Genomic DNA, 22,873 nt, shown 5'->3' on the forward strand with positions numbered 1-22,873 from the left:
TTGTGCGAGATTGGCGTTGCAGCCTGATGATGGCGCTGTTGCACGACCAAAGCCTTGTGGCATGCGGCAATTTGCGTGGGAAGGCGCGGTGGGCCGGTTTGCAAACGCAAAGCCTTGTGCGAAAACCAAGGGCAATGAAATTCCGATTCCGCACCCTTCGCTCTGCCCCCCTCGCTCTCATAGCGACGGTGACGCTTGCTTCACTTCCCAGTGTCACGGCCTGTGCCCAGTCGGAGAGTTTCCCGGCGTACATGGAGACCGTGGCACGGCATGCCCGGAGCGAGGGTGTCAGCGAGGCGACAATTTCGCGGACCCTGAGCGGGCTGACCCCGAACCCGCGCGTGATCGAACTCGACACGGCGCAACCCGGGCGTTCAAACACACCGCCGCCCATGTCCGGCTATCTTTCGCGGCATCTGGGTTCCTCCATCATTTCGCGTGGGCGCGCCAAATACCAGGGGCTGGCCTCGATCCTGCCGGGGATCGAGCGACGCTATGGCGTCCCGGCGTCCGTGCTTTTCGCGATCTGGGGGCATGAAACGAACTACGGCGGCTACACCGGCAATTTCGACACCGCGCGCTCGCTGGCGACGCTGGCCTGGGAGGGACGCCGCCGCGAATTGTTCGAGGGCGAACTCATTGCGCTCATGAAGATGATCGACAGGGGGGTGCCGGCCTCCACGCTGAAGGGAAGCTGGGCCGGGGCCATCGGCAATCCCCAGTTCCTGCCCAGCGTCTACCTGCGCCTCGCCACCGATGGCGACGGCAACGGCACCATCGACATCTTCAACAGTTCGGCGGACACGCTGGCCTCGATTGCGCGCTATTTCCAGGACGCGGGTTGGCGGCCAGGGCGCCCTTGGGGCGTGCGCGCATCGGTGCCCTCCGGTTTCTCGCCCGAACGCTATGAAACCAAGCTCGAGGCCCCCACCTGCGACCGGGTTCATGCTCGCCATTCGCAGTGGATGCCGGTTTCACAGTGGAAGGCGCTTGGCGTTCAGCCACAATCCGCACTGGGCGACGATGTGCTCGCCTCGCTGTTCCAACCGGACGGCCCGGGCACGCCAGCCTACCTGTTAACCGGGAATTATCGGGTGATCCTGCAGTACAACTGCTCGAACTATTACGCCCTCTCGGTCGGATTGCTTGCAGATGAGATTGCCCGTTAAGCGTACGCTGGCGCTGTTTGGAGGACTTGCGGGGAGCATCCTTGCTCCGCATGTCCAGGCGCAGGACACCCATTCCGCGCGGACCGGCCCCGCGGCCGATTACCCGATGGTGATCGGAGAGCCGTTCACCATCGACGGGACCGTCTGGACGCCCCGGGACCAGCTCAATTACGATGCGGTCGGCGTGGCGTCGGTGGCACAGGCAGACACCTCTGGCATCACGGCGGCGCACAAGACGCTGCCGCTTCCCAGCTATGTCGAAGTCACCGACCTGCAAAGCGGGCACACCATCCTCGTGCGCCTGGAAGAGCGCGGACCGATGGCCAACTCCCGGCTGATCGAACTTTCGCGCGGGGCGGCGCAGCAACTGGGCATTTCTCCCGGCTCCGATACCCCGGTCCGGGTGCGCCGCGTCAATCCTCCCGAACCCGAGCGTGCGGCGCTTCGCCAGGGCGGAGAGGCTCCACGCCGGATGGATACGCCCCAGGGCCTTCTCGAAGTGCTGCGCAAGAAGCTGGCCGGGCAATCGCCGCTGCTGCCTCCCCCCTCGACCCCGCCTACGCCGCCCAAGCTGTCGCCCGGGATGATGGGGCAGGGCGGTGCCAGGTCGTTCGCCACTGCGTTTCCGGCGCCCGCTGCGCAGCCCAAGGTCGCGACGGAGCCCGGCCTGACGCCAGAGACAAGCGCTACGGCTCCCTCATCGACGGCATCGGTGAAGCCCGCTGCGCCTGAACCGGTCGCGCCGTCTCCTGCGAAAGCCCCTGTCGCGTCCGCAGCATCCGGTTTCGTGGTGCAGGTAGGGGCCTTTTCGGTCGAACCCAATGCCCGCAAGCTCGCGCAGGAACTCGGTGGCTTCGTCGAGAAGCCGGCCCGCCTCTGGCTCGTGCGCATGGGGCCCTTTGACAACCGTGCAAAAGCGGGAGCGGCGCTGGAGACAGCGCGCAAGGCTGGCTATAACGAGGCCCGAATCCTGCATCGGGACTGACGCGAGAAGTCAGGGTCGCTCGCCTGGCGGCAAGCTTCGCCGTTCTCCCTTTGCAAAAGGCCTAGCATAGCGCCGGGACAGGGCGCGCCGGAGAAGCGGATCTTGAAGTCCTATCGTTCGTTTGCACGCGCGCCACGTGCCGTGCTTGCCATGGGGGTCGCGCTGGCCGCGGCCACGCAGGTCCATGCCGCCACCAGCAACCCGAAGCCGCCCGAGGAACTGGGCCAGATCCCCGTCAGCATGCTCGTCGATCTGGGATCGGGGCAGGTCCTCGAACAGCGTCGGCCGGACATTCCCTTCCTGCCCGCATCGGTGACCAAGGTGATGACCGCGTTCGTCGCTTTCGAGGAGATCGATGCGGGGCGCCTGCCACTGGACCGGCGCTTCCAGATGGATCCGGAAACGGAGAAGGAATGGTGGGCCAAGGGCTCGACCATGTACATCACCCGCAACGACCGCCCCACGACCGAGGAACTGCTCCACGGCGTGATGACGGCATCGGGCAACGATGCCTGCATCGTACTGGCCAAGGGCTATGCTGGAAGCGTGTCAGCCTGGGTCGAGATGATGAACGCGGCCGCAAAGCGCATCGGCATGAGCCGCAGCCATTACAACACGCCCAATGGCTGGATGGACGAGGGCCAGACCTACGTCACCGCCAGCGACATGGTGAAACTGGCCGATGCCATGATCATGCGCCATCCCAAACTCTACCGGGAGTTTTCGGGCGTAAAGCAGTACCAGTGGCGCGATGTCGTCATGCGCAGCCACGATCCCACGGTGGGCATCGTGCCCGGCGCGGACGGCATCAAGACCGGCTACACGCTGGAGGCGGGCTACAACTTCGTCGGCACGGCCGAGCGCGAGGGGCGCCGCCTCGTCATGGTGCTCGCCGGATCGCCAACCTTCCGCATCCGCGACGCCGCCGCGCGCAACCTTCTGGAATGGGGTTTCTCCGACTGGAGCGCGCGCCATCTCTTCGACATGGGACAGAGCGTGACCGACGCCCAGGTCCAGGACGGTGCCGAACTGTCGGTTCCGCTGGTTACCGACCGCGAGGTGCATGCGACGCTTCCCGCCAATGCGCCAGGACGCAAGGTGACGCTGACGGTCCACTACCAGGGGCCGCTGAAGGCACCGGTGACCAAGGGCGACCGGGTGGGCGATCTGGAAATCGCGGTCGAAGGACTTGCCCCCGGACGCGTGCCGCTGTTCGCCGGGGCTGACGTCGCCAAGGCCGGTACGCTGGACAGGCTGCGCAACGGGCTTATCAACATCTTCCGATGACCACTGGACGATTCATAGCGCTCGAAGGCGGGGAAGGGGCCGGCAAGTCGACCCAGGCCCGGCTCCTGGCCGAAGCCCTGCGGGCACGCGGGCTCGAGGTCATCACGACCCGGGAACCGGGTGGAACTGCGGGCGCCGAAGCCATTCGCAGCCTTCTTCTCAACGGCGTTGAAGGCGATACTGCGGGCTGGGGGGCACGCGCCGAGGCACTGCTCTTTGCCGCGGCCCGGGCCGATCACGTCGCGCGATTGATCCGTCCGGCGCTGGAGCGGGGAGCGTGGGTTGTCTGTGACCGGTATCTCGATTCCAGTCGTGCCTATCAGGGCGGAGGAGGGGGCGTCTCCGACGTGGATCTCCTGACGCTCCATGCATTCGGAAGCGAAGGGCTGCTGCCGGATCTCACCTTGCTGGTCGAAGTCGCCGCCGAGGAAGTGGTGCGGCGCCTGGCCTTGCGCGACACCGAAGGATCGGACCGGATCGGCGGGCGCGAACAGGCCTACCACGACCGTGTCGCGGCTACGTTCCGCGCGCTGGCCGATGCCGATGAGGCGCGTTTCGCACGCATTGACGGCAACGGCACGCCCGAGCAGATCCACGCCCGCATTCTCGCGGCCATCGCGCCTTTGTGCGAAGGAGCGGAAAAATGACGACGGGCGATTTCTGGGGCCAGGATGCCGCCTGGCAGGAATGGATGCGCGCCCTCGGCTCGCAGCGCATGCACCATGCCTGGCTGCTTGCCGGGGCGCGAGGTCTTGGCAAGAAAGCCTTTGCGCGCGCGGCCGCCAGCGAACTGGTCGGCCATCTGCCAGGTAGTGAAATCGACGCGGAAGCGCACCCCGACATTCATATCCTGACCCCGCTTCCCGCAAGCGACGATGACGCCAAGAAAAAGGCGGACGGCAAGCCCTACCAGACCAAGCGCAACATCTCGGTCGACCAGGTGCGCGAGATGATCCGCAAGCTCGCGACGCGCCCGACGCTCGGCGATCGTCGCGCGATCATCGTCGATCCGGCCGACGATCTGGAGAAGGGCGCCGTCAACGCGCTTCTCAAGGTGCTGGAGGAACCGCCTGCCGGGACTTATTTCCTGCTGCTTGCCCACCAGCCTGGACGTCTTCTGCCCACCGTACGCTCGCGCTGCCGGGTCCTGCGCTTTGCTCCGCTCAATGAGGACGCGCTGGGCGCCATGCTCGTGCGTGAGGCCCCCGAGGCGGACGAAGCGGCCCGGCAAGCGGCCATTCGCGCGGCCCAGGGCTCGCCCGGCCTTGCCCGGACCTTCGTGGCGCAAGACCTGGGTGCGATCCACGATCTGATGGTGCGGATCCTCCAGAACGGAGACCGTGACTATGCGCTGCGTGGCGGCCTATCGCGGGAAATGGGCATGCGGCCTACGCGGGATCGCCAGCTCGCCGCCATTGAACTGGCGCGTGCCGTACTCCTCGCGCAACTGGGCGAGACCGCAGGGCACCAGCAACTCGCGATCATCGAGGCCTACCAGAGCCTCAGCCAGCTTCTGGTGCGCGCGCCGACCTACAATTTCGACGCCGGTGTCCTCATAATGGAGATTGGCGGGTTGCTGGCGTCCTCGGCAATGCCTAGAGAACGTCGGGCCTAGGACACCTCGGGCCCGACGAACGCACGGCCTTCATTCACTCCGGACACAGAAAGTGTGACGCCGCCATGGGCGAGCCTTATTACATCACCACCGCCATTTCCTACCCCAACGGCAAGCCCCACATCGGCCACGCCTACGAGGCGATTGCCGCCGACGTGATTGCCCGCCATCGCAAGGCCGAAGGCTTCGATGTCCGTCTCCAGACCGGCACCGACGAACACGGCCTCAAGATGATGCAGAAGGCGCGTGATCTCGGGACGACCCCCGCAGAACTTGCTACGGAAATGTCCGGATATTTCCGGGAGATGTGCGACGCTCTCAACGTCGATTATGACGTATTTATCCGTACCACCGAGCCGCGCCATCACGAGGCGACGCAGGAACTGTGGCGCCGGATGGAAGCCAAGGGCGACCTCTATCTCGACCGCTACGAGGGCTGGTACTCGGTCCGCGACGAGGCCTATTACGACGAAAGTGAGCTCGTCGAAGGGGAAGGGGGCGCCAAGCTCTCTCCGCAGGGCACGCCGGTGGAGTGGACCGTCGAGGAATCGTGGTTCTTCCGCCTGTCCAGGTACGAGGACAAGCTGCTCGAGCTCTACAACAGCGGCGACTTCATCCGACCGGAAAGCCGCCGCAACGAGATCGCCCGCTTCGTGGAAGGTGGCCTTCGCGACCTCTCGATCTCCCGCACCAGTTTCGATTGGGGTGTGAAGGTTCCCGGCTCGGACAACCACGTCATGTATGTCTGGGTCGATGCCCTGACCAACTACCTGACCGGCCTGGGTTTCCCGAACGAGGAAGGCGACTACGCCCGCTACTGGCCCGCGAGCCTGCACCTTATCGGCAAGGACATCGTGCGCTTCCACACGGTCTATTGGCCCGCGTTTCTGATGAGCGCGGACGTACCCGTGCCGCAGCAGGTCTTCGGCCACGGCTTCCTCTTGAACCGCGGCCAGAAGGAATCGAAGTCGGTCGGCAACGTGACCGATCCCATCGCGCTGGCCGAGACCTTCGGTGTCGATACGCTGCGCTATTTCTTCCTGCGCGAAGTGGCCTTCGGACAGGACGGCTCGTGGTCGCCCGAAGCCATTGTCACGCGCTGCAACGCCGAGCTCGCCAACAGCTTCGGCAACCTGGCCCAGCGCAGCTTGTCCATGATTTTCAAGAACATGGGCGGTGAAATTAAGTCCGATTTGGAGAAATCTGACGCGGACGTGGCGCTTTTCGAAGCGGTTGCCTCGGGCATTTCCAACATGCGCAAGGCGTTCATGGACCTTGCCTTCAGCGATGGTCTTGATGCCTGGATGAAGGCGGTCTTCGCCTGCAACCAGTATGTCGACGAACAGGCGCCCTGGGCCCTGCGCAAGACCGATCCGGCGCGTATGGAGGCTGTCCTGATGACCCTCTTCCAGGTGGTGCGCGATCTGGCCATCGCGGTTCGTCCGGTGGTTCCCAGCGCCATCGATGCGCTGCTCGACCAGATGGGCGTCGCCGCCGATGCGCGCGGCTATGAGGCGTTGGAGAAGAGCGACTGGTTCGCGGTTCTGGCCGCGTCGGACTATGCCGTCGAAAAGCCGCAGGGTGTGTTCCCGCGTCTTGAACTGCCCGACGATCAGGCCGAAGGTGACGCGGCCTGATGCTCATCGATTCCCACTGCCATCTCGAATACGAAGGCGTGGTCGAGGACCAGAACGGTGTTCTCGACCGCGCCCGTGCGGCCGGCATCAAGGGCTTCCTCAACATTTCCACCCGCCGCAGCGAGTGGGAGAGGGTGGTCGGAACAGCCGAGCGCGAGCCCGATGTCTGGGCGTCTGTCGGCATCCACCCGCATGAAGCCGACGCCCACGCCGACCTCGGCGCTGCCGCGCTGCTGGAAGCTGCGGCCCATCCGCGCGTGATCGCGATCGGTGAAACCGGGCTCGACTACTATTACGACAAGTCGGACCGGGAGGTGCAGCAGGACCTGTTCCGCACGCACATCGGTGTGGCGCGAGCGACGGGCCTGCCGATCATCATCCACACCCGCGATGCCGAAGAGGACACCGCCCGTATCCTCCGCGAGGAGATGGAGAAGGGCCCGTTTCCGGCGCTGATCCACTGCTTCACGGCCAGCGCCGAGTTCGGCCGAACCGTTCTTGATCTTGGTCTCACGATCAGCCTGTCGGGCATCGTGACTTTCAAGAACGCCAAGGACCTCCAGGCCTTTGCGAAGGATGTACCGTCCGACCGGCTGCTGGTGGAAACGGATTCCCCGTTCCTGGCGCCTATCCCGCACCGGGGCCGCAAGTGCGAGCCGGCCTTCACGGCGGACACCGCGCGTTTCGTCGCGGATCTTCGCGGCGAGAGCCTTGAGGAACTCGGCGCAAACACCACCCGCAACTTCTTTGCCCTGTTCACCAAGGCAAGCCCGGTGGAGCAGGGCGCATGAAGGTCACAATTCTTGGTTGCGGCACATCCACGGGCGTTCCGCGTCTGGGCGGTGAGTTTGGCGCCGACTGGGGGCATTGCGACCCCAAGGAACCGAAGAACCGCCGCACCCGTGTTGCGATCCTGCTCGAGAGCGATGCGGGCAAGCGCATTCTGGTAGACACCCCCACCGATCTGCGTGCGCAGCTTCTGGCCAATGACGTGCATCGCCTCGATGCGGTCTTCTGGACCCACGATCACGCCGATCATTGCCACGGCATCGATGACCTTCGCCCGCTGCGCTATGGCCGTGCCGGTCCGATTTCCGGCTTCGCGGCCTCCGAAACCGTGCGCCGCCTGCGCCAGCGCTTCGGGTACGTCTTTGCGGGCCAGTTCGGGTATCCAACGCTCGTCTCATTGGAAAACCTGGACAACCTGAGGCTGTGCGAAGGCTACCGTGTCGAACACACACAAATGCCGCACGGCCCGGCACAGTCGACGGGTTTCCGGTTCGATTGTGACGGAAAATCCGTGTGTTACATGACGGACTTCAGTGAAATTACGAGGGACATGGTAGACCTTTGTGAAGACGCCGATCTCCTTGTCGTGGACTGCCTGCGGCGCGATCCCCATCCGACCCATGCGCATCTGGGCATGTCGCTCGAATTGGCTGAGCGGGCCGGTGTCGGTCGCACTGTCCTGACGCATCTCGACAAGAGCATGGATTACGCCACGCTTTCGGGTGAAGTGCCCAAAGGTGTCGAAGTCGCTTACGATGGCATGGTGCTCGTGCCGTGAACCTGATGGCGACTCTGACGTCCATCGTTGCCATCGGGTGCTGTCTGCTGCTTGTCAGTCAGCACTCGGGGCTTCGGGAATTGGGGCCAGCACGCTTCATCCGTCTGGCGCTGATCTGGGCCGTCCTGATCGTTGGCCTGGTTCTGGTGATTCAGGTATTTGGTTCCGGGGCGTGATCGCAGGTCATTTTCCCGAAATCCGGCTTCGCCCCACCGGATTAATTTAACATAATATATATTATCTATCTCAACGTACCTCCGGATCAAAGAGCCCTTCGCGCGGCTTCTGCGACATCCTGCGGTGATCCTTCGGCGCGAACGCAATGCCAGTCTGTGAGATCGCCCGGATCCATCTGGAGTTGGCGGTCGAGCACCTCGACATCCGCGTCCGAAGCGTCGTTGACCCGTCCTTCGATCCGATGGCGAAGGACCTCTCGTGATGCCTCGAGCCACAGTCCATCGAATGGCACACCGATCTTGTCCGCGAGTTCCGCCAAGGCCTGGCGCTCACTTGCGCGCGCGAAGACACCATCCAGGATGACGCTGCTTCCGGCCTGCAAGGTCTGCTCGGCCAGGGTCAGAAGCCGGACATAGACGGCGTCGGAATTTGCCCGGCTGTAAGCCGATTCTGGCAGACGGGTCTCAGGCGCGACACCGGCCAATTTCTTGCGCAGGACATCCGTGCGCAGCCAACGCGCGCCGGGCACGGCTCCCAATTCCGGAGCAAGGTGCGCCGCGAGCGTGGACTTTCCCGTACCCGAGAAGCCACCCACAGCAACAAGACGCGCCGATGACGGGGTCAGGAAATCCCGAGCTGCCTTCAGATAGCTCCGGGCCTCTTGCTGAAGCGCAAGCCCCCTCTCCTCGTCACGCGTCTGCGTTGCCTGTGTTGCAAGCACATGCGCACGAACGGCCGCGCGCATCGAAAGAAACAAGGGGAACAAGGCCGGCGCATCCGCTTCCATGTCCACCCGGTCGAGATAGCGATTGGTCAGCAGTGAGGCGAGGTCGTGATGGCCACGATGCCAGAGGTCCATGACTGCGAAGGCAAGATCGTAAAGCACGTCACTGATCGCAAATTCATCATTGAATTCAAGGCAGTCGAACGGTGTCGGGCGCCCTTCCCACATGCAGATGTTGCCAAGATGGAGGTCCCCGTGCCCATGCCGTACCCAACCTTTGGCCGCGCGGGCCTGCAGGAGCGGGCTTACGCGTTCCAGTTCGGCGAGGCTCTCTTCCAGCAAGGCCTGGCACGCCTCAGGATCGAGAATTTCGGTGCCTGTAGCCGCCATGCTCTGCCGATTGCCTTCGATCACCCGGCGCACACGGGTCACGCCGTCGTCCTGTACGGAATGGGCGTCGTGCTGATGAAAATGGGCGATAGTGTCGGCAAGGTCGCGAACCATCAGGGGCTTGAGCCGCCCTTCCCTCGCCATCGTCGCGAGCAGATCGCGATCCTGGAAGCGACGCATGACGACGACCCAATCGAGAACTTCGGGACCACTTTGTGAGGCTGTCCCGAATGCCAGGCTTGCGTCGGCGCGCTCCACGATCGGCAGGACGTCGAGGTAGAGGCCCGGCGCGGTACGGCGGTTCAACTCCAGTTCGCGCAGGCAAACGGCGTGGCGCTTGTCCAAGCTCGAAAAGTCGAGGTAGGAGAAGCGCACGGCACGCTTGAGCTTGTAGGCCCTGTCGGAAACGAGGAAGACGCTGGCCCCGTGCGTATCGACGCGCTCCACCGGCTCGCCATGCGTTGCGGGATCGGCCAGGAACGCAAGCACGCGGGCCTGCGGATCGCGGGGGCTTTCGGCTTTGCAAGTATCCATGCCCCGGAGATGGCACAGGCCGACGGCTTACGCCATGTTCCAGATCAAGGTGCGCGCATGGCCTCTGCCGCCTTGAGGATGGCCCGCTCAATGCGCGGATAGGTGCCACAGCGGCACAGATTGGTGATGCTCGCCCGGACTGTCTCGGCGTCAGGCTCGGGCGTTTCGGCCAGGAACGCGGCGGCGGCCATGATCATGCCGCTCTGGCAATAGCCGCACTGGGGCACCTGCTCCTCGAGCCAGGCCTGCTGGAGCGGGTGCAGGGCGTCTTCGTCGTCCGGGCCCGACAGAGACTCGATGGTGGAGATGGCTTGGCCCTCCTCCACGGCGGCAAGCGGCATCTGGCAGCTGCGCACGGCCATGCCATCGACATGAACGGTGCAGGCCCCGCACATGCCGATGCCGCAGCCGTACTTGGTGCCGGGTAGATCGAGATCCTCGCGCAGCACCCAGAGCAGCGGTGTGTCCTCTTCCACCTCGACCGTCCGCCGAGCGCCATTTACGAGCAGGTTCTTCATCGTGAGAGCGTCCTTCAGATCGAGAGTGTGCGAGAGATGGGGAGTGCGCGGATGCGCGGCCCTCCAGCATCGACAATGGCGTTGGCAAGCGCGGGTGCGACGGCGGGCGTCGAAGCCTCGCCGACATTCCCGGGCTGGTCACTGCCGGGCATGAGCGCGACCTCGATCGGGGGCACGTCCATCATCATCGGCAGGCGATAGTCGGAGAAGTTCTGCGCCGTGGGCGCGCCGTCGGCAAAGTGGACCTCGCCCCACAGGGCGGCCTGGAGGCCGAAGACAATACCGCCACTGATCTGTCCTTCCACGCTGACCGGATCGATCATAAGCCCGCAGTCGCACGCGCAGGCAATTCGCGTGAGGCTGAGGTTCTCACCTGAAAGCGCCACCTCGATGCCGACTGCGCAGAAATTGGCTTCGGTGTAGGCCAGCGCGATGCCGCGTCCGGTGCCCTCCGGCCGTGGCGCATCAAGGCCGATCATTTCGGCCGCGCGGGTGAGGACAGGCGTAATGCGCGGATGCCCATCCAGAAGACGCAGACGCAGCTGCAGCGGGTCCTGCCGGGTTTCCAGCGCGATCTCGTCAATGAAGCTCTCCATGAAGAAGGTGTTTTGCGAGAGCGAGACCGAACGCCAGAATCCGACCGGTACGCCCATGTCGACGCGGTGGCTTTCCGCATAGCGCAAAGGCTCTGCATAGGCATCGTAGACCAGCTTGCCCGCGCTCATCGGGTCGGCCATGTCGCCCAGGATATCGCCGCGACCGTGGTAGGCCATGATCGACTGTCCGGCGACCGCGGACTTCAGGGCTGCAACGCGCCCGTCCTTCGCCAGGGCTGCCCGTGAGCGGGCGATGAAGGCCGGGCGGTACTGGTCGAAAGCCATGTCCTGCTCGCGCGGCCAGATCGTCTTGACCAACTGGCCTGGCACGCCCTTGGCGGCCTCGATGGCAATGCCGACGAAGTCGGTCCCCCACTTGCGGCCAAAACCGCCGCCCACATAAGTCAGTTCGACCCGCACGTCTTCAAACGGCACGCCTGAGAGCCTTGCGCCGAGCGCGCGGGCGCTTTCCGGGTCCTGGAGCGGGCCGCGCACGAAGAGGCTGGTGGCGTCCATCCGCGCGGCGCAGCAGATCGGCTCGAGCGTCGCGTGCGCCAGGAACGGCACCTCGTACTCGGCTTCGAGCACGCGGTCGGCCTGAGCAAACGCGGCCTCGACCGCGGGCTTGTCCGGCATGATCGGACGGCCCGGGAAGCCGCTGCCTTTCTCGAACTCGGGAAAGACCCGAGGTTCTATCGTGGTAAAGGCCTCGCGCAGGCGCGATCGTATGGTGTCATCGTCGAGCCCGGCAATGGGGGATGACGTGACCGTCAGAGTAATGGCCTCGGCCGCGCTCTTTGCCCTCCAGAAACGGTCGGCAACGACCACGACGCCTCCGGTGACCGGCACCACGGCGCGCACGCCCGGACGAGCCCTGGCATCATCGAGCCCGGCAAGATCGAAAGTCGCGTGCGGATGCGGGGCGAGCACGGGAACGCCGACAAGCATGCCCTCCTCGCGCACGTCGATGCCGAACTCCGCGCTTCCGTTGACCTTGGGCAGAAGATCCTTGCGCACGCTCGCAGAGCCGATGATCCGGAACTCGGAAACCGGCTTGAGAGGAACTTCGGCGGGGACCGGCAGCGACGAGGCGGCACGCGCGACCTCGCCAAAGCCCAGCGAGCGGCCGCTCGCCGAATGGGAAATCGTACCGGCCGATACGACGAGTTCGCCTTCGTCGGCGCCCAGGCGCTGCGCGGCGGCGCGCGTGAGCATCATCCGGGTCGCTGCGCCCAGGGTCCGCATCGCGGTGTAGTAGCCCATGACCGAGGTGCTGTTGGCGGTCATCTGCTTGCGCGAAAAAGGATTGGCAAACGCCGGATCGGCCCAGGGAAGCTCCACTTCGAGAGCCGCCCAGTCGCATTCCAGTTCCTCGGCCACCATGCGGGCGAGCGCTTCCTGCGTGCCCTGGCCCAGTTCGGAGGACGGCACGATCAGCCGGACGAGACCCGCCCCATCGATGGTCAGCATCGCCCCGAAACGGGCCGCGTCAGGGGCGTCTTCTGCCTCGGCAGCGCGCCCTTCCCGCGGGATGCCCAGCACGAAGCTGGCAGCAGCAAGACCAAGCGCACCCGCAAAGCCCCTACGCGACAGATTGAGAATGGCGGGCATGGCTGTCACTGGATGTCTCCCTCGATATCGCGTGCCACGCGCAGGCCAAAGATCCAGGTGACCTGATCCACTGGATCACGTCCGCGCCAGGACACGCGGTTGCGGAATGGCGTGCTGATCCAGCTGCCGCCACGCACCGCGCGCAAGGGGCATTCCGCGGCATCGACGTAAGGCCGACCATCGCGCGGCACAGCCATGGGATAGGGTGCCGCATAGCAATCCTCGGTCCACTCCCAGACATTGCCGATCATGTCATGGAGCCCGAAGGCGTTGGGCGCGTAGCTGCCCACAGGGGCGGCCCCGGCGTGCCCATCGTGGCAGGCGGCATGGGGCAAAGCGGTGGTATCGCCATCGGCTTGGCCTCCGAAGACAGGGATCATGCCACTGGCGGCACCATCCTCGTCAAGCATGTTGCCCTGACGGCACCCCTCGTCGGCGCTGGTGCCCCAGGGGTAGTCGTCCTGCGATCCGGCGCGGGCCGCATATTCCCACTCGGCCTCGCTTGGCAGGCGGTAATGCGCGCCGGTTCGCGTGCTCAGCCAGGAGAGATAGGCCTGCGCATCCTTCCAGGAGATGCATACGACCGGCATCTGCGGGGCTCCATCACCGGCGCCAAGGCCCGGGTTCCGATAATCGGCCGTGGGCGTCTTGGCGACGGTCCCGTTTTCCGCATCGAGCGAGCGGCAATCGGCCGAAGGGATATGTCCCGTCTGTCAACGGCGGAGCAAAAGTCGGCCATGGGGCGGCGTAAAACCAGGCCATCGTGTTACACGCCGGGGGGAGTGGCGTGAGGGCGTAGCCCGAGGGCCACTCCCCCCGGCATTGGCTTGCTTTTCAGGGTCTGATTTTGGCCTTGCGGGCCCGGCTGTGAGCGAGGCGATAGCTTTCGCCGTTCATCTCGAGGATGCTGACGTGATGGGTCAGGCGATCGAGGAGCGCGCCTGTGAGACGCTCGGATCCGAAGGTTTCGGTCCATTCGTCGAAGGGCAGGTTGCTGGTGATCAAGGTGGAGCCGCGTTCGTAACGCTGGGAGATCAGCTCGAACAGCAGTTCGGCGCCGGTCTTGGAGAGCGGTACGAAGCCCAGTTCGTCGATGATGAGCAGTTTGTATCCGACCATCTGCTTCTGGAAGCGCAGGAGACGCCGCTCGTCGCGCGCCTCCATCATTTCGCTGACCAGCGCCGCCGCAGTGGTGAAGCCCACCGACAGCCCTTTCTGGCATGCTGCCAGTCCGAGCCCCAACGCTACGTGCGTCTTTCCGGTGCCCGATGGCCCCAGAGCGATGGCGTTCTCACGCCGCTCGATCCACTCGCAGCGCGCCATCTCGAGCACCTGCATCTTGTTGAGCCTCGGGATGACGGTGAAGTCGAAGCTGTCGAGGCTTTTGACGGCGGGGAAGCGCGCGGCCTTGATGCGCCGCTCGACCATACGACGCTCCCTGTCGATCATCTCCATCTCGACAAGGCGGGCGAGGAAGCGGATATGATCGACGCCTTCAGCGGCACATTGCCGGGCGAGCTTGTGGTGCTCTCGCAGGCACGTAGGCAGCTTGAGTGCCTTGAGATTGTGAGCGAGAAGAAGCTCCGGGGTCTGATCGCTCATGCGGCCTCCTGCTGGTCGGAGAGCAGGCTCAGATAGGCTCTGGCAAAGGTCTTCTCGACCGTTGTGCGTGGCAGGAAGGGATAGACGTCCGTGTCCAGCCCGGCGGTACGCGTTCGACCCGGCACAGGGCGAGGTGCTTGACGGCATCGAAGCCGATGGCGCCAAGATCAATGGCCTGTTCCACCGCCGCCGGAGATCGGCGAGGGTGAACGTTTCCAACAGGCGCAGCACCTGTACATATTCACGCCTGCCATGCTTGTGCATGCGGCCTTCCATCAACCGCTGCAGTGTCGTGAACGCTTCGGGCAAATCCCAGCCCTGCAAAGGCGCGGCTCGGTCGAATGCGTTGATCTTCTGCTCGATCAGCGGGAGATAGTGGAGCGGGTCGAAGATAACCTCCTCGCGGGCATAACAACGAGGATGACGGGCGATGACTTCGCTGCGGCAGCCGACCACCACCTCATCGACATAGGCCCTGATCCAGACCTCCTGATGGCCCCGGCCACCGGAACCGAATAATCGTTGGTCCTGTAGCGCACCGGGATTGCGAGGAGACCCGCCCGCTCGTCTGATCGCAGGCCTCGAAGGGTGTAGCGGGCAGAGGCTGCATGGCTGCCAGATCGCGTTGCAAGCGCTCACCGATCGTCTCGCTCTGTCCGCGCACCTTGTCCTGCTGGCGCTTGCGGCATTGCTCCTCCAGCCATAGGTTGAAGGCCTCCCGTCGGGAACTTCGGGATCGGCACCATGAAATTGCGGCGGCAGTAACCAACCAGCCCTTCCACATTGCCTTTCTCGTTCCCTTGCCCGGGCGGGCATAGCGGTCGCGGATCACGTAATGCGACAGGAAAGCGCTGAACAGCGTGGCACGCTTACGCGTGCCGTCTGGCAGGATCTTCGCCACAAGGCAGCGATCGTTGTCATAGACGATCGAGCGCGGCACCGCGCCGAAGAACGCGAAGGCATGAACGTGTCCGTCCACCCGTGCCTCCGCCACCGCCGCCGGATAGGCCCGCACATAGCAGGCATCACTGTGCGGCAGATCGAGTGCGAAGAAGTAGGCCTTCTGCTGCACCCCGCCGATCTCCACCAGCGCTTCCCCGAAATCGGCCTGCGCATCCCCCGCCGGGTGGGCCAGCGGCACGAACATCTCCCGGCTGCGTTGCTCACGCTCGCGGATGTAATCCTTGATGATCGTATAGCCGCCGGTGAAACCATGCTCGGCGCGCAAGCGGTCGAATACCCGCTTCGCCGTATGGCGCTGTTTGCGCGGGACGCAGCGGTCCCCTTCAAGCCATCCATCAATGATCGCCACAAACCCGTCCAGCTTCGGACGCTGCGGGACAGATTGACGCCGGTAACCCGGTGGCGATGAAAACGACAGCATCTTGCGCACCGTGTCGCGCGACACATTGAAACGCTTCGCCGCCGCCCGCTGGCTCATGCCATCCGCGCAAGCCAAACGGACCTGAAGATAAAGTTCCACGCTGTAGATCCCCACACCTCCCTGACTTGGCAGAAAGGCTTCAAGGTGGACGACTTTTACGCCGCCCGCAGCAGGACTATCCCGCCGCTAGCGTGGTCGAATATTGCTCCGCCGTTCTCAGTCCCGTCTCATCCACGAAGAGGGCATATTCCTGGTTGGAGACCTCGAACCGGCCGAGCGCGTAAGGACGCGCAAGCGCGATCTCACGAACGGGGCCTTCGGGACGACCTTCCTCGCCAGCATCAGCCCCCATCCGGAAACGTCCCGGGGCGATCGCGACCATCTGCGGACAGCCTTGCGCGCAGTCGGTGAATACCTCACCTGCGTGGCGCGGCTGTACGGGTTTGGCCCCGGCCATTCCACCGCCGCCCATCACGGCACCCAGGATACCAAGCGCTGCAGCCCCCTGCCGCACACGACCTGCCCTCATGCGTATCTCCCCCCTCCCGGACAGGACCGCACGCAGGTGCGGCCTCTGCCCCGCATTCTGACTCGATCAGGTGCCGACGAGCGTGACCGAAATCTCAGCCAGTCCTTCGCGCAGCTTCTTGGCTTCGGCGTATTCGGGCGAATTCCAGAAGGCGAGCGCGGCCTCGCGGTCCTTCCACTGGGTCACCACGACCGAAGCGCCGTCTTCGCCCGGCCCTTCGAGCACGGTCCCGCCGGGGCCACGGATGATGTATTCACCGCCGTACTGCGCCTGGATCTTGGCGGCCGCCTGCGGATAGCCAGAGGCCATGAAGGCATCGCGGTCAGGGACGCGGGCGGTGACGATGAGCCATGCGGCCATTTGGATATACTCCCTTGTTTCGGTTTCGCTTGGGTGCAGTGATCCCCTTCACTCAGGGTTTTGGAAACAGGGTGCTTGCGGCGCTATCCGCAGGGCGGATGAATTGCTCCGGCTTTCCCCATCGCCCGGCAAACCATCGACATTGCGCCACGGTAGCGCGAATATGACCTAGAACTATATCTTTTAGTCGGATAGGTCTCCCCCATCGGCGCATTGTCGTCGCCGCGCGCTGCGCTTCCTTGCGAAGCGGGAGCCCCCACAAGTTGCGAAAGAGGTAAGATCCAGATGAGCATCGTCGGCACCAAGATGGTCAGCGACGGCAAGACCGCCCGCCAGATCTTCGAGGAAGTCATCGCCAACCCCACCCGCGCGAAGTTCGGCTTCGGCGAGAAGCTGGCGATCGTGAACGTGGACTTCCAGAACGCCTATACCCGTATCGACGAGTTCAAAACGGCGTATGAGACCGACCCGCGCCAGATCGAGTACACCAACACGATCTCGCGCCTTGCCCGCGAAAAGGGCATGCCGGTGATCTGGACCCACGTCGCCTACGCCGAGGACGCGAGCGACGCCGGTGTCTGGGGCACGCGCACCGACACTCCGGACTCGCTGCAGAACATCAAGTACGATTCGCGCCGTCACGCCTTCGATGATCGCTGCGAGATCGATCCGGCCGACATGATCTACACCAAGCGCATGCCCTCGGCCTTCTTCGAGACGCCGCTGCAGAGCCTGCTCGTCTGGCACAAGGTCGACACGGTCATCGTCACCGGCGGTTCGACCTCGGGCTGCATCCGCGCCACCGCCGTCGACAGCCTCAGCCGTGGCTACCGCACCATCGTCCCGATCGAGACCTGCGCGGACAAGCACGAGAGCTACCACTTCGCCAATCTCACCGACCTGCACCTCAAGTACGCCGATGTCGAGCCGGTGCAGACGGTGATCGACTGGCTGGAGGCGCGGTAATGAACGAGGGCGAAAAGGACCCCGGCCTCTACAACTTCGCGCCCTATCGCGGGCGCGAGCCGTTCTCTTGGCCGGGCGACAAGAAGGTCGCGGTCTGGATCTCGCCGAACCTCGAGTTCTACGAGATCGACCCGCCGGCCAACCCGCACCGCAAGTCCTGGGCGATGCCGCACCCCGATGTCGTGCGCCAGTCGCACCGCGACCACGCCAACCGCGTCAGCCACTGGCGCATGGCCGAAGTCATGTCCAAGCACGGTTTTCCGGGCTCGGTCAGCCTGTCGGTTGCGCTGTGCCAGCACCACCCCAACGTGGTCGAGGACGCGAACCAGCGGGGCTGGGAATTCTTCAGCCACGGCATCTACAACACCCGCTACTCCTATGGGATGGACGAGGCGCAGGAACGCGCGATCATCGAGGATTCGATCAAGACCGTGCGCGATGCGACCGGCCAGACGATCCGCGGATGGCTGGCGCCCGCCCTCACCCACACCCCGCGCACGCTGGATCTGATCGCCGAGTACGGTCTCGACTATACCTGCGACCTCTACCACGACGACCAGCCCCAGCGCGTGAAGACGAAGACCGGTGATCTGATCTCGATGCCCTACAGCCTCGAGGTCAACGACCACTACGGTTTCTTTGTCTACAACATGAGCCCACGCGAATACGCCGACACGCTGATCCGCCAGTACGAGCGCCTTGCCGCCGAGCCTTCGGGCACGGTCATGTGCATTCCGCTCCACTCGTATCTCATCGGCCAGCCCCACCGCATCGGTCCCTTCGAGGACGTCCTGAAGCACATTGCCGCAGATGCCGGAGACGGTGGACGCGCGTGGATCACGCGCTCGGGCGACATTGCCGATGCCTGGCGCGCCATTCACACGAAGGAGGCGTAAGATGAGCCTCGATCCCGAATACCTCGAATACGCCAAGCGCGGCCTTGGCTACGACCACGACCTGTTCCCCTATTCGGTCATGGAGGAGCGCAAGCCCCTTGCCTGGCCCGAGGGCAAGAGCGTCGCAACCTGGATGGTGGTGAGCCTGGAATGGTTCCCGATCACGCCGGAAAGCACGCCCTTCAAGGCGCCGGGCCACATGCAGACGGCCTATCCTGACTACCGCCACTACACCTCGCGCGAATACGGCACACGGGTGGGCTTCTACCGCCTGCTCGACGCCTTTGCGAAGGCGGACGTGAAAGTCTCGGTCGCGGCGAACGCAGCGATTGCGCAGCGCTATCCCAGCGTCATCCGCGACATCGTCGATGCGGGCCACGAGATCATCGCCCACTCGACCGACATGAACGGCACCATCGCCTCCACCCTCCCTGTTGAGGACGAGCGCAAGCTCATCACCGAGAGCATCGCGATCCTCTCCGATGTTGCGGGTGTGAAGCCGCGCGGGTGGCATTCGATTGCCCGCCAGCAGAGCTTTGCGACGATGGACCTGCTCAAGGACGCGGGCATCGAGTACTGCTGCGACTGGGTCAACGACGAGCTTCCCTACGCCTTCACCAACGGCGTCGTGAACATCCCGCTCAACCATGAACTGTCGGACCGCCAGATCATCAACGGGCAGCAGCAGTCGGCTGACAGCTATGCGCAGCAGATGCTCGACGCGCACGACTGGCTGAGCGCCGAGGCCAAGGTCCATGGCGGGCGGATGCTGCCCATGCACCTCACGCCCTACATCATCGGCCTCCCCTACCGCATGGATGCCTTCGAGACGCTGCTGGGCGATCTCAAGGCGCGTGAAGGCACGTGGTTCGCGCGGGGCTGCGACATTCTCGACCAGTTCAGGAGCCAGATGTGAAAGCTTACGTCCTTGGAACGCAGGAAGGTATCTCCTCGCTGACGCTCACCGAGCGCCCCGACCCGGTCGCAGGACCGGGCGAGGCCGTGCTCAAGGTGCGCCTTGCCTGCCTCAACAACCGCGACATCCAGATCCTTGAAGGGCGCTATGGCGCGAAGAAGGCCGAGGACCGCATCCCCCTCGCCGAGGGGCTGGGCGAAGTCGTCTCGGTCGGTGACGGTGTCACGCAGGTTGCCGTGGGCGACCGCGCGGTGTGCCCGCACTTCGTCGCCTGGCACGATGGCCCGTTCGACATGAGCTACTTCGGCAAGGACCTGGGCACCTTCACCGATGGCTGGGCGGCCGAATACATCAAGGTGCCCGCAGGCGCCCTCGTCAAGGTCCCCGAGGGCCTCACCGACGAAGCCGCCGCCCCGCTTGCCGCCGCCACGCTGACGGCCTGGCATGCGGTGTCGGTGATCGGCGAGGTCAAGGCGGGCGATCTTGTCCTGGCGCTCGGCACCGGCGGTGTCTCGATGGCCGCGCTGCAGATCGCCAAGGCCAACGGCGCTTTCGTCGCGATCACCTCGTCGAGCGATGAGAAGCTCGACGAGGCGCGCAAGATGGGCGCCGACTACACGGTGAACTACCGCACCCACGCCGACTGGGCGGCTGAATTGCTAAGGCAGACCGGCGGACGCGGTGCGGACATCATCGCCGAGACCGGCGGCCAGCACACCCTGCCCCAGTCGATCAACGCGGCAGCCTGCAACGCACGCGTCGTGCTGATCGGTGTCGGCAGCGCCGATGGCCCGCTCCCCAACTACGGCGCGATCATCGGCAAGAACCTTGTCATCAAGGGCATCGCCTCGGGCAGCCGCGGGATGCTGGTGAACCTGCTGCGCGCGATGGACGCGAACGGATTTGCGCCGGTCGTCGACAAGACCTTCGCCTTCGAGGACATGGCAGAGGCTCTGGAATACCTGAAGTCCGGCGGACATCAGGGCAAGGTGCTGGTCAAGGTCTCCTGACCTGACGCATCACCGAAATGGAACCTGCGACGGCTCCGGTGCCCCATCCTACTGGGTGCCGGGGCCGTTCAGGTCCATGCGGATGTGGAAGCGATCCGCGCGGTAGTGCGCATAGGTCAGCATGAAGGGCCGGTCGTCCGCGTCGTAGGACACACGCGTGATACGCAGGATCGGCGAGTTGAGTTCGGCTCCCATGGCGTCGACCATCTCACCAAACGCCAGGACCGCGTTGATGGTCTGCGTCGCGTATTTCAGCTTGACCCCGACATCCTCGAGAAGCCGCAGGATGGGCGCCGAGGCCAAAGTTTCCGTGGTAACGTAAGGCGCCAGTTCGACCGGGACATAGCTGACGATCCAGCCAATCGCGACACCTTCCATCTCGCGCAGGCGCACCGAGCGGATGACGGGATCGCCTGCCTCAAGCCCCAGACTCGCCGCCGCACGCGGGGGCGCGGCAACTTCCTCGACGCTGAGCACCTTGACGTCCGTCCCGCCACCGAAGGCGAGGAGAGAATCGTAGGCCTGATCGATATTCGCCTCGATGGGCTTGGACGGCGACTTGAAGATGACCCGCGTACCGACCCGCCGCTTGCGCTCGACGTAGTTCTGCTCGGCAAGATCGTTCAGGACACGGCGCGCGGTGATGCGCGAGACATCGTACGTCTCGGCCAGTTCCTGCTCGGTGGGCATCGCGCTGCCGAAGGGGCGCTGGCCCGAGAGGATCTCGTCGCGCAGGAAGAGGTAGATCTGGTGATAGAGGGGAACTGCCCCTTCGCGATCAAGCACGTTCTGACTTGCCCCTGTGCAAGGCCCCCTCACCCCGGCACGAACTCGTGCGGAAGCGACGCAGCGTAAACCGCAAATTTCGCGCTCGTCAGGGGCTTAGTCAACCCGTCCCGGCACGCTGTCCCCTGAGACCTCGCGCGCCGGAACGGATTGGACGCGCGCTCAGCGTTCGAGTTCGACCAGCTCGTACCAGGTCTGCATGTAGCCGCCGACGCCGCCCTGGACGAAGATTGCGTCCTCATCGGCCGTTACCCACATCTCATAGGGCGGGTGCGCTTCGCCCGAGACGCCGACCATGTCGCCGTCCTCGTCGGTGAACTGGAACTTGTGGCATTCGAACGTACCCGCAGGCACGGTTACCGTCTCGTCGCCGACATAGCCGAGCTGAAGCGTCGTCTCGGCGATCAGCGGCGGCGTCGCACCGCGGTGGTCGGGCGACGGCAGGAAGCAGCGGAACGGACGGCTGTGATAGCCCTTCGAGCGGTCGATCTTACGGGTGATGTAGGCGTCCGCAACGATGGGGTGCGTACCGAAGCCGTCGAATGCGCCGCCGATCTTCCTGGACTGCGAGACACGCCCGATCGAGGGGCCGTAGCTTTCGCACTCGATGGTGTCCTCGCCGATGATGAAGAGACCCGCCCCCATGAACTCGTCACCGACCGTGAGGCGCACGAGGCAGTCCATCGGACGATCATTCTCGTCGAGGCTATAGGTGATGTCGCGCATGACCGTGGGATTGGGCTCGTCGATCTCGCAGTGCGCGCGCAGCGTCTTCTTGCCGTCGGAATGGTGGGTCCACATGAAGGTTTCGCGGCCACGGTCGGCCCCTTCACGACCTTCCTTGCGCGAGGTGTACTGGATCTTGCCGGTAATGGTGCGATGCTTCTGCAAAATCGGCTCCTGTGTTCTGGGAAGATGGATCGGTGGGATCAGGGAAAACTCGGCGCGCCCTCACAGCGGGGTGGCGATGCCGAGGAACGAGGCGATGAGGACAGCGGCCCAGAGCGTCATCACGGTGGGCTGCGTGACGGCCAGAACCCCTGCGATGGTCTTGTCGCCCTCAGGGCTTGCGCCGTTCTTTGCGAGATCGACGATCGCCGGGATCAGCGGCACAAGCTGGCGCCGCACGAGCAGGCCGATGAAGATGCAGAAGGCCAGCACCAGCAGCTTTAGCGCGATGAAGAGAGGTAGCGCCAGAACGCCTGCAAGACCGGCGACACCTGTCGCGATGAGTGCGGCGAGGACGATATAACGAATGGCAAGATCGATCTGCTTGTAGGTCTTGCCCGCAGGCCCATGGAGAATGTGGACCGCCCAGGCGAGTGCGAGCCATGCCAGCCCTGCCACCCACACGCCGGTCACCGCCAGACCAGACACGGCGAGCCAGCCCTTCATCGCGGCCAGTGTGAAGCCGGTTGGAAAAGCCAGGATCAGCGCGGTGCGCGGAGCCATGTCGATGTTGTTGAGGATATGCAGCGCGAGCAGACGCTCGGGCACGGTCCGCTTGGGATCGACAAGAAAGCGCGAGGAATAGAACGCGCCAAGGTCACCGCCCAGCCAGTAGATCGGGATCAGCAGGTGCAGCAGGGTGAGGAGTGCAAGGGTGTGGTCCAT

Annotated in this window: 25 protein-coding genes; 13 read left to right on the top strand and 12 right to left on the bottom strand. The window is 64.5% G+C overall.

Translation table 11 applies throughout. From position 1 onward, the window contains the following. Positions 1-251: 251 nt before the first annotated feature. The 9 genes from HT578_RS01930 (at position 252) to HT578_RS01970 (ending at position 8,436) form a co-directional block, all read left to right on the top strand. Complete coding sequence (locus HT578_RS01930; protein WP_239026438.1) at positions 252-1,169, top strand: lytic murein transglycosylase; 918 nt, start codon at positions 252-254, stop codon at positions 1,167-1,169. Then, positions 1,153-2,154 carry an SPOR domain-containing protein gene (locus HT578_RS01935; protein ID WP_213501861.1) on the top strand — a complete coding sequence of 334 codons (1,002 nt, stop codon included), beginning with the start codon at positions 1,153-1,155 and terminating at the stop codon, positions 2,152-2,154. The genes HT578_RS01930 and HT578_RS01935 overlap by 17 nt, the downstream gene beginning before the upstream one ends. 102 nt (positions 2,155-2,256) lie before the next feature. Beyond that, positions 2,257-3,441 carry a D-alanyl-D-alanine carboxypeptidase family protein gene (locus HT578_RS01940; protein ID WP_239026439.1) on the top strand — a complete coding sequence of 395 codons (1,185 nt, stop codon included), beginning with the start codon at positions 2,257-2,259 and terminating at the stop codon, positions 3,439-3,441. After that, positions 3,438-4,088, top strand: coding sequence for a dTMP kinase (gene tmk, locus HT578_RS01945; protein ID WP_213501863.1), 651 nt, complete (start codon positions 3,438-3,440; stop codon positions 4,086-4,088). The genes HT578_RS01940 and tmk overlap by 4 nt, the downstream gene beginning before the upstream one ends. After that, positions 4,085-5,056 (top strand): DNA polymerase III subunit, encoded by a 972-nt coding sequence (locus tag HT578_RS01950; RefSeq protein ID WP_213501865.1) that lies wholly within the window; start codon positions 4,085-4,087, stop codon positions 5,054-5,056. Before tmk ends, HT578_RS01950 begins: the two co-directional genes overlap by 4 nt. Before the next feature lie 65 nt (positions 5,057-5,121). Then, positions 5,122-6,693, top strand: a complete 1,572-nt coding sequence (gene metG, locus HT578_RS01955; RefSeq protein ID WP_213501867.1) for a methionine--tRNA ligase — start codon at positions 5,122-5,124, stop codon at positions 6,691-6,693. After that, the gene (locus tag HT578_RS01960) at positions 6,693-7,484 is read left to right on the top strand and encodes a TatD family hydrolase (RefSeq protein WP_213501869.1); all 792 of its coding nucleotides are present in this window, start codon (positions 6,693-6,695) and stop codon (positions 7,482-7,484) included. Before metG ends, HT578_RS01960 begins: the two co-directional genes overlap by 1 nt. After that, the gene (locus HT578_RS01965) at positions 7,481-8,260 is read left to right on the top strand and encodes an MBL fold metallo-hydrolase (protein ID WP_213501872.1); all 780 of its coding nucleotides are present in this window, start codon (positions 7,481-7,483) and stop codon (positions 8,258-8,260) included. The genes HT578_RS01960 and HT578_RS01965 overlap by 4 nt, the downstream gene beginning before the upstream one ends. Further along, positions 8,257-8,436, top strand: a complete 180-nt coding sequence (locus tag HT578_RS01970) for a hypothetical protein (protein WP_213501874.1) — start codon at positions 8,257-8,259, stop codon at positions 8,434-8,436. Before HT578_RS01965 ends, HT578_RS01970 begins: the two co-directional genes overlap by 4 nt. A gap of 86 nt (positions 8,437-8,522) precedes the next feature. Here the strand turns inward: HT578_RS01970 and HT578_RS01975 are convergent, their stop codons facing one another. The 9 genes from HT578_RS01975 to HT578_RS02010 all read right to left on the bottom strand — a co-directional run bounded on the left by HT578_RS01975 (position 8,523) and on the right by HT578_RS02010 (position 16,685). Next, the gene (locus HT578_RS01975) at positions 8,523-9,998 is read right to left on the bottom strand and encodes a bifunctional aminoglycoside phosphotransferase/ATP-binding protein (protein ID WP_213501876.1); all 1,476 of its coding nucleotides are present in this window, start codon (positions 9,996-9,998) and stop codon (positions 8,523-8,525) included. Positions 9,999-10,129: 131 nt separating this feature from the next. Further along, positions 10,130-10,603, bottom strand: a complete 474-nt coding sequence (locus HT578_RS01980) for a (2Fe-2S)-binding protein (protein ID WP_213501878.1) — start codon at positions 10,601-10,603, stop codon at positions 10,130-10,132. 14 nt (positions 10,604-10,617) lie between these two features. Further along, the gene (locus HT578_RS01985) at positions 10,618-12,810 is read right to left on the bottom strand and encodes a xanthine dehydrogenase family protein molybdopterin-binding subunit (protein WP_239026589.1); all 2,193 of its coding nucleotides are present in this window, start codon (positions 12,808-12,810) and stop codon (positions 10,618-10,620) included. 5 nt (positions 12,811-12,815) lie between these two features. Continuing rightward, complete coding sequence (locus HT578_RS01990) at positions 12,816-13,511, bottom strand: formylglycine-generating enzyme family protein (protein WP_213503941.1); 696 nt, start codon at positions 13,509-13,511, stop codon at positions 12,816-12,818. Between the two features lie 133 nt (positions 13,512-13,644). Continuing rightward, positions 13,645-14,412, bottom strand: a complete 768-nt coding sequence (istB, locus tag HT578_RS01995; RefSeq protein ID WP_213500153.1) for an IS21-like element helper ATPase IstB — start codon at positions 14,410-14,412, stop codon at positions 13,645-13,647. Beyond that, on the bottom strand, positions 14,409-14,537 hold the full coding sequence (locus HT578_RS22345; RefSeq protein WP_277884185.1) for a hypothetical protein: 129 nt from the start codon (positions 14,535-14,537) through the stop codon (positions 14,409-14,411). Before HT578_RS22345 ends, istB begins: the two co-directional genes overlap by 4 nt. Positions 14,538-14,872: 335 nt before the next feature. Beyond that, a complete protein-coding gene (istA, locus tag HT578_RS02000; protein WP_239026440.1) occupies positions 14,873-15,910 on the bottom strand; it encodes an IS21 family transposase in 1,038 nt (345 codons plus the stop codon). A 61-nt stretch (positions 15,911-15,971) separates the two neighbouring features. After that, complete coding sequence (locus HT578_RS02005; RefSeq protein WP_213501882.1) at positions 15,972-16,325, bottom strand: formylglycine-generating enzyme family protein; 354 nt, start codon at positions 16,323-16,325, stop codon at positions 15,972-15,974. Between the two features lie 66 nt (positions 16,326-16,391). Further along, positions 16,392-16,685: a DUF1330 domain-containing protein gene (locus tag HT578_RS02010; protein ID WP_213501884.1), complete on the bottom strand. Its 294-nt coding sequence runs from the start codon at positions 16,683-16,685 to the stop codon at positions 16,392-16,394. A 285-nt stretch (positions 16,686-16,970) separates the two neighbouring features. Here HT578_RS02010 and HT578_RS02015 point away from each other — a divergent pair, with 285 nt between their 5' ends. The 4 genes from HT578_RS02015 to HT578_RS02030 are packed head-to-tail and all read left to right on the top strand — an operon-like array spanning position 16,971 to position 20,473. Then, positions 16,971-17,651: an isochorismatase family protein gene (locus HT578_RS02015; protein ID WP_213501887.1), complete on the top strand. Its 681-nt coding sequence runs from the start codon at positions 16,971-16,973 to the stop codon at positions 17,649-17,651. After that, positions 17,651-18,547, top strand: a complete 897-nt coding sequence (locus tag HT578_RS02020) for a polysaccharide deacetylase family protein (protein ID WP_213501889.1) — start codon at positions 17,651-17,653, stop codon at positions 18,545-18,547. Before HT578_RS02015 ends, HT578_RS02020 begins: the two co-directional genes overlap by 1 nt. 1 nt (position 18,548) lies before the next feature. Next, the gene (locus HT578_RS02025) at positions 18,549-19,463 is read left to right on the top strand and encodes a polysaccharide deacetylase family protein (RefSeq protein ID WP_213501891.1); all 915 of its coding nucleotides are present in this window, start codon (positions 18,549-18,551) and stop codon (positions 19,461-19,463) included. Beyond that, entirely contained in the window at positions 19,460-20,473 is a 1,014-nt protein-coding gene (locus HT578_RS02030; protein ID WP_213501893.1) for a zinc-dependent alcohol dehydrogenase family protein, read from the top strand. Before HT578_RS02025 ends, HT578_RS02030 begins: the two co-directional genes overlap by 4 nt. A 48-nt stretch (positions 20,474-20,521) precedes the next feature. Here the strand turns inward: HT578_RS02030 and HT578_RS02035 are convergent, their stop codons facing one another. From HT578_RS02035 to HT578_RS02045, 3 genes are all read right to left on the bottom strand, one after another. Then, positions 20,522-21,259 (bottom strand): GntR family transcriptional regulator, encoded by a 738-nt coding sequence (locus tag HT578_RS02035; protein WP_239026441.1) that lies wholly within the window; start codon positions 21,257-21,259, stop codon positions 20,522-20,524. Between the two features lie 162 nt (positions 21,260-21,421). Next, positions 21,422-22,150 (bottom strand): DUF3108 domain-containing protein, encoded by a 729-nt coding sequence (locus HT578_RS02040; protein ID WP_213501895.1) that lies wholly within the window; start codon positions 22,148-22,150, stop codon positions 21,422-21,424. A gap of 60 nt (positions 22,151-22,210) precedes the next feature. Then, positions 22,211-22,873: a hypothetical protein gene (locus HT578_RS02045; protein ID WP_213501897.1), complete on the bottom strand. Its 663-nt coding sequence runs from the start codon at positions 22,871-22,873 to the stop codon at positions 22,211-22,213.

The organism is Novosphingobium decolorationis, from assembly GCF_018417475.1.
GTDB lineage: Bacteria > Pseudomonadota > Alphaproteobacteria > Sphingomonadales > Sphingomonadaceae > Novosphingobium > Novosphingobium decolorationis.

What these genes read in the sequence shown, in the direction of transcription:
- HT578_RS01930 (WP_239026438.1), top strand. Translation starts at nt 252, where the DNA reads ATGGAGACCGTGGCACGGCATGCCCGGAGCGAGGGTGTCAGCGAGGCG.
- HT578_RS01935 (WP_213501861.1), top strand. Translation starts at nt 1,153, where the DNA reads ATGAGATTGCCCGTTAAGCGTACGCTGGCGCTGTTTGGAGGACTTGCG.
- tmk (WP_213501863.1), top strand. Translation starts at nt 3,438, where the DNA reads ATGACCACTGGACGATTCATAGCGCTCGAAGGCGGGGAAGGGGCCGGC.
- HT578_RS01950 (WP_213501865.1), top strand. Translation starts at nt 4,085, where the DNA reads ATGACGACGGGCGATTTCTGGGGCCAGGATGCCGCCTGGCAGGAATGG.
- metG (WP_213501867.1), top strand. Translation starts at nt 5,122, where the DNA reads ATGGGCGAGCCTTATTACATCACCACCGCCATTTCCTACCCCAACGGC.
- HT578_RS01960 (WP_213501869.1), top strand. Translation starts at nt 6,693, where the DNA reads ATGCTCATCGATTCCCACTGCCATCTCGAATACGAAGGCGTGGTCGAG.
- HT578_RS01965 (WP_213501872.1), top strand. Translation starts at nt 7,481, where the DNA reads ATGAAGGTCACAATTCTTGGTTGCGGCACATCCACGGGCGTTCCGCGT.
- HT578_RS01980 (WP_213501878.1), bottom strand. Translation starts at nt 10,603, where the DNA reads ATGAAGAACCTGCTCGTAAATGGCGCTCGGCGGACGGTCGAGGTGGAA.
- HT578_RS01985 (WP_239026589.1), bottom strand. Translation starts at nt 12,810, where the DNA reads ATGCCCGCCATTCTCAATCTGTCGCGTAGGGGCTTTGCGGGTGCGCTT.
- istB (WP_213500153.1), bottom strand. Translation starts at nt 14,412, where the DNA reads ATGAGCGATCAGACCCCGGAGCTTCTTCTCGCTCACAATCTCAAGGCA.
- HT578_RS02005 (WP_213501882.1), bottom strand. Translation starts at nt 16,325, where the DNA reads ATGAGGGCAGGTCGTGTGCGGCAGGGGGCTGCAGCGCTTGGTATCCTG.
- HT578_RS02010 (WP_213501884.1), bottom strand. Translation starts at nt 16,685, where the DNA reads ATGGCCGCATGGCTCATCGTCACCGCCCGCGTCCCTGACCGCGATGCC.
- HT578_RS02015 (WP_213501887.1), top strand. Translation starts at nt 16,971, where the DNA reads ATGAGCATCGTCGGCACCAAGATGGTCAGCGACGGCAAGACCGCCCGC.
- HT578_RS02020 (WP_213501889.1), top strand. Translation starts at nt 17,651, where the DNA reads ATGAACGAGGGCGAAAAGGACCCCGGCCTCTACAACTTCGCGCCCTAT.
- HT578_RS02025 (WP_213501891.1), top strand. Translation starts at nt 18,549, where the DNA reads ATGAGCCTCGATCCCGAATACCTCGAATACGCCAAGCGCGGCCTTGGC.
- HT578_RS02045 (WP_213501897.1), bottom strand. Translation starts at nt 22,873, where the DNA reads ATGGACCACACCCTTGCACTCCTCACCCTGCTGCACCTGCTGATCCCG.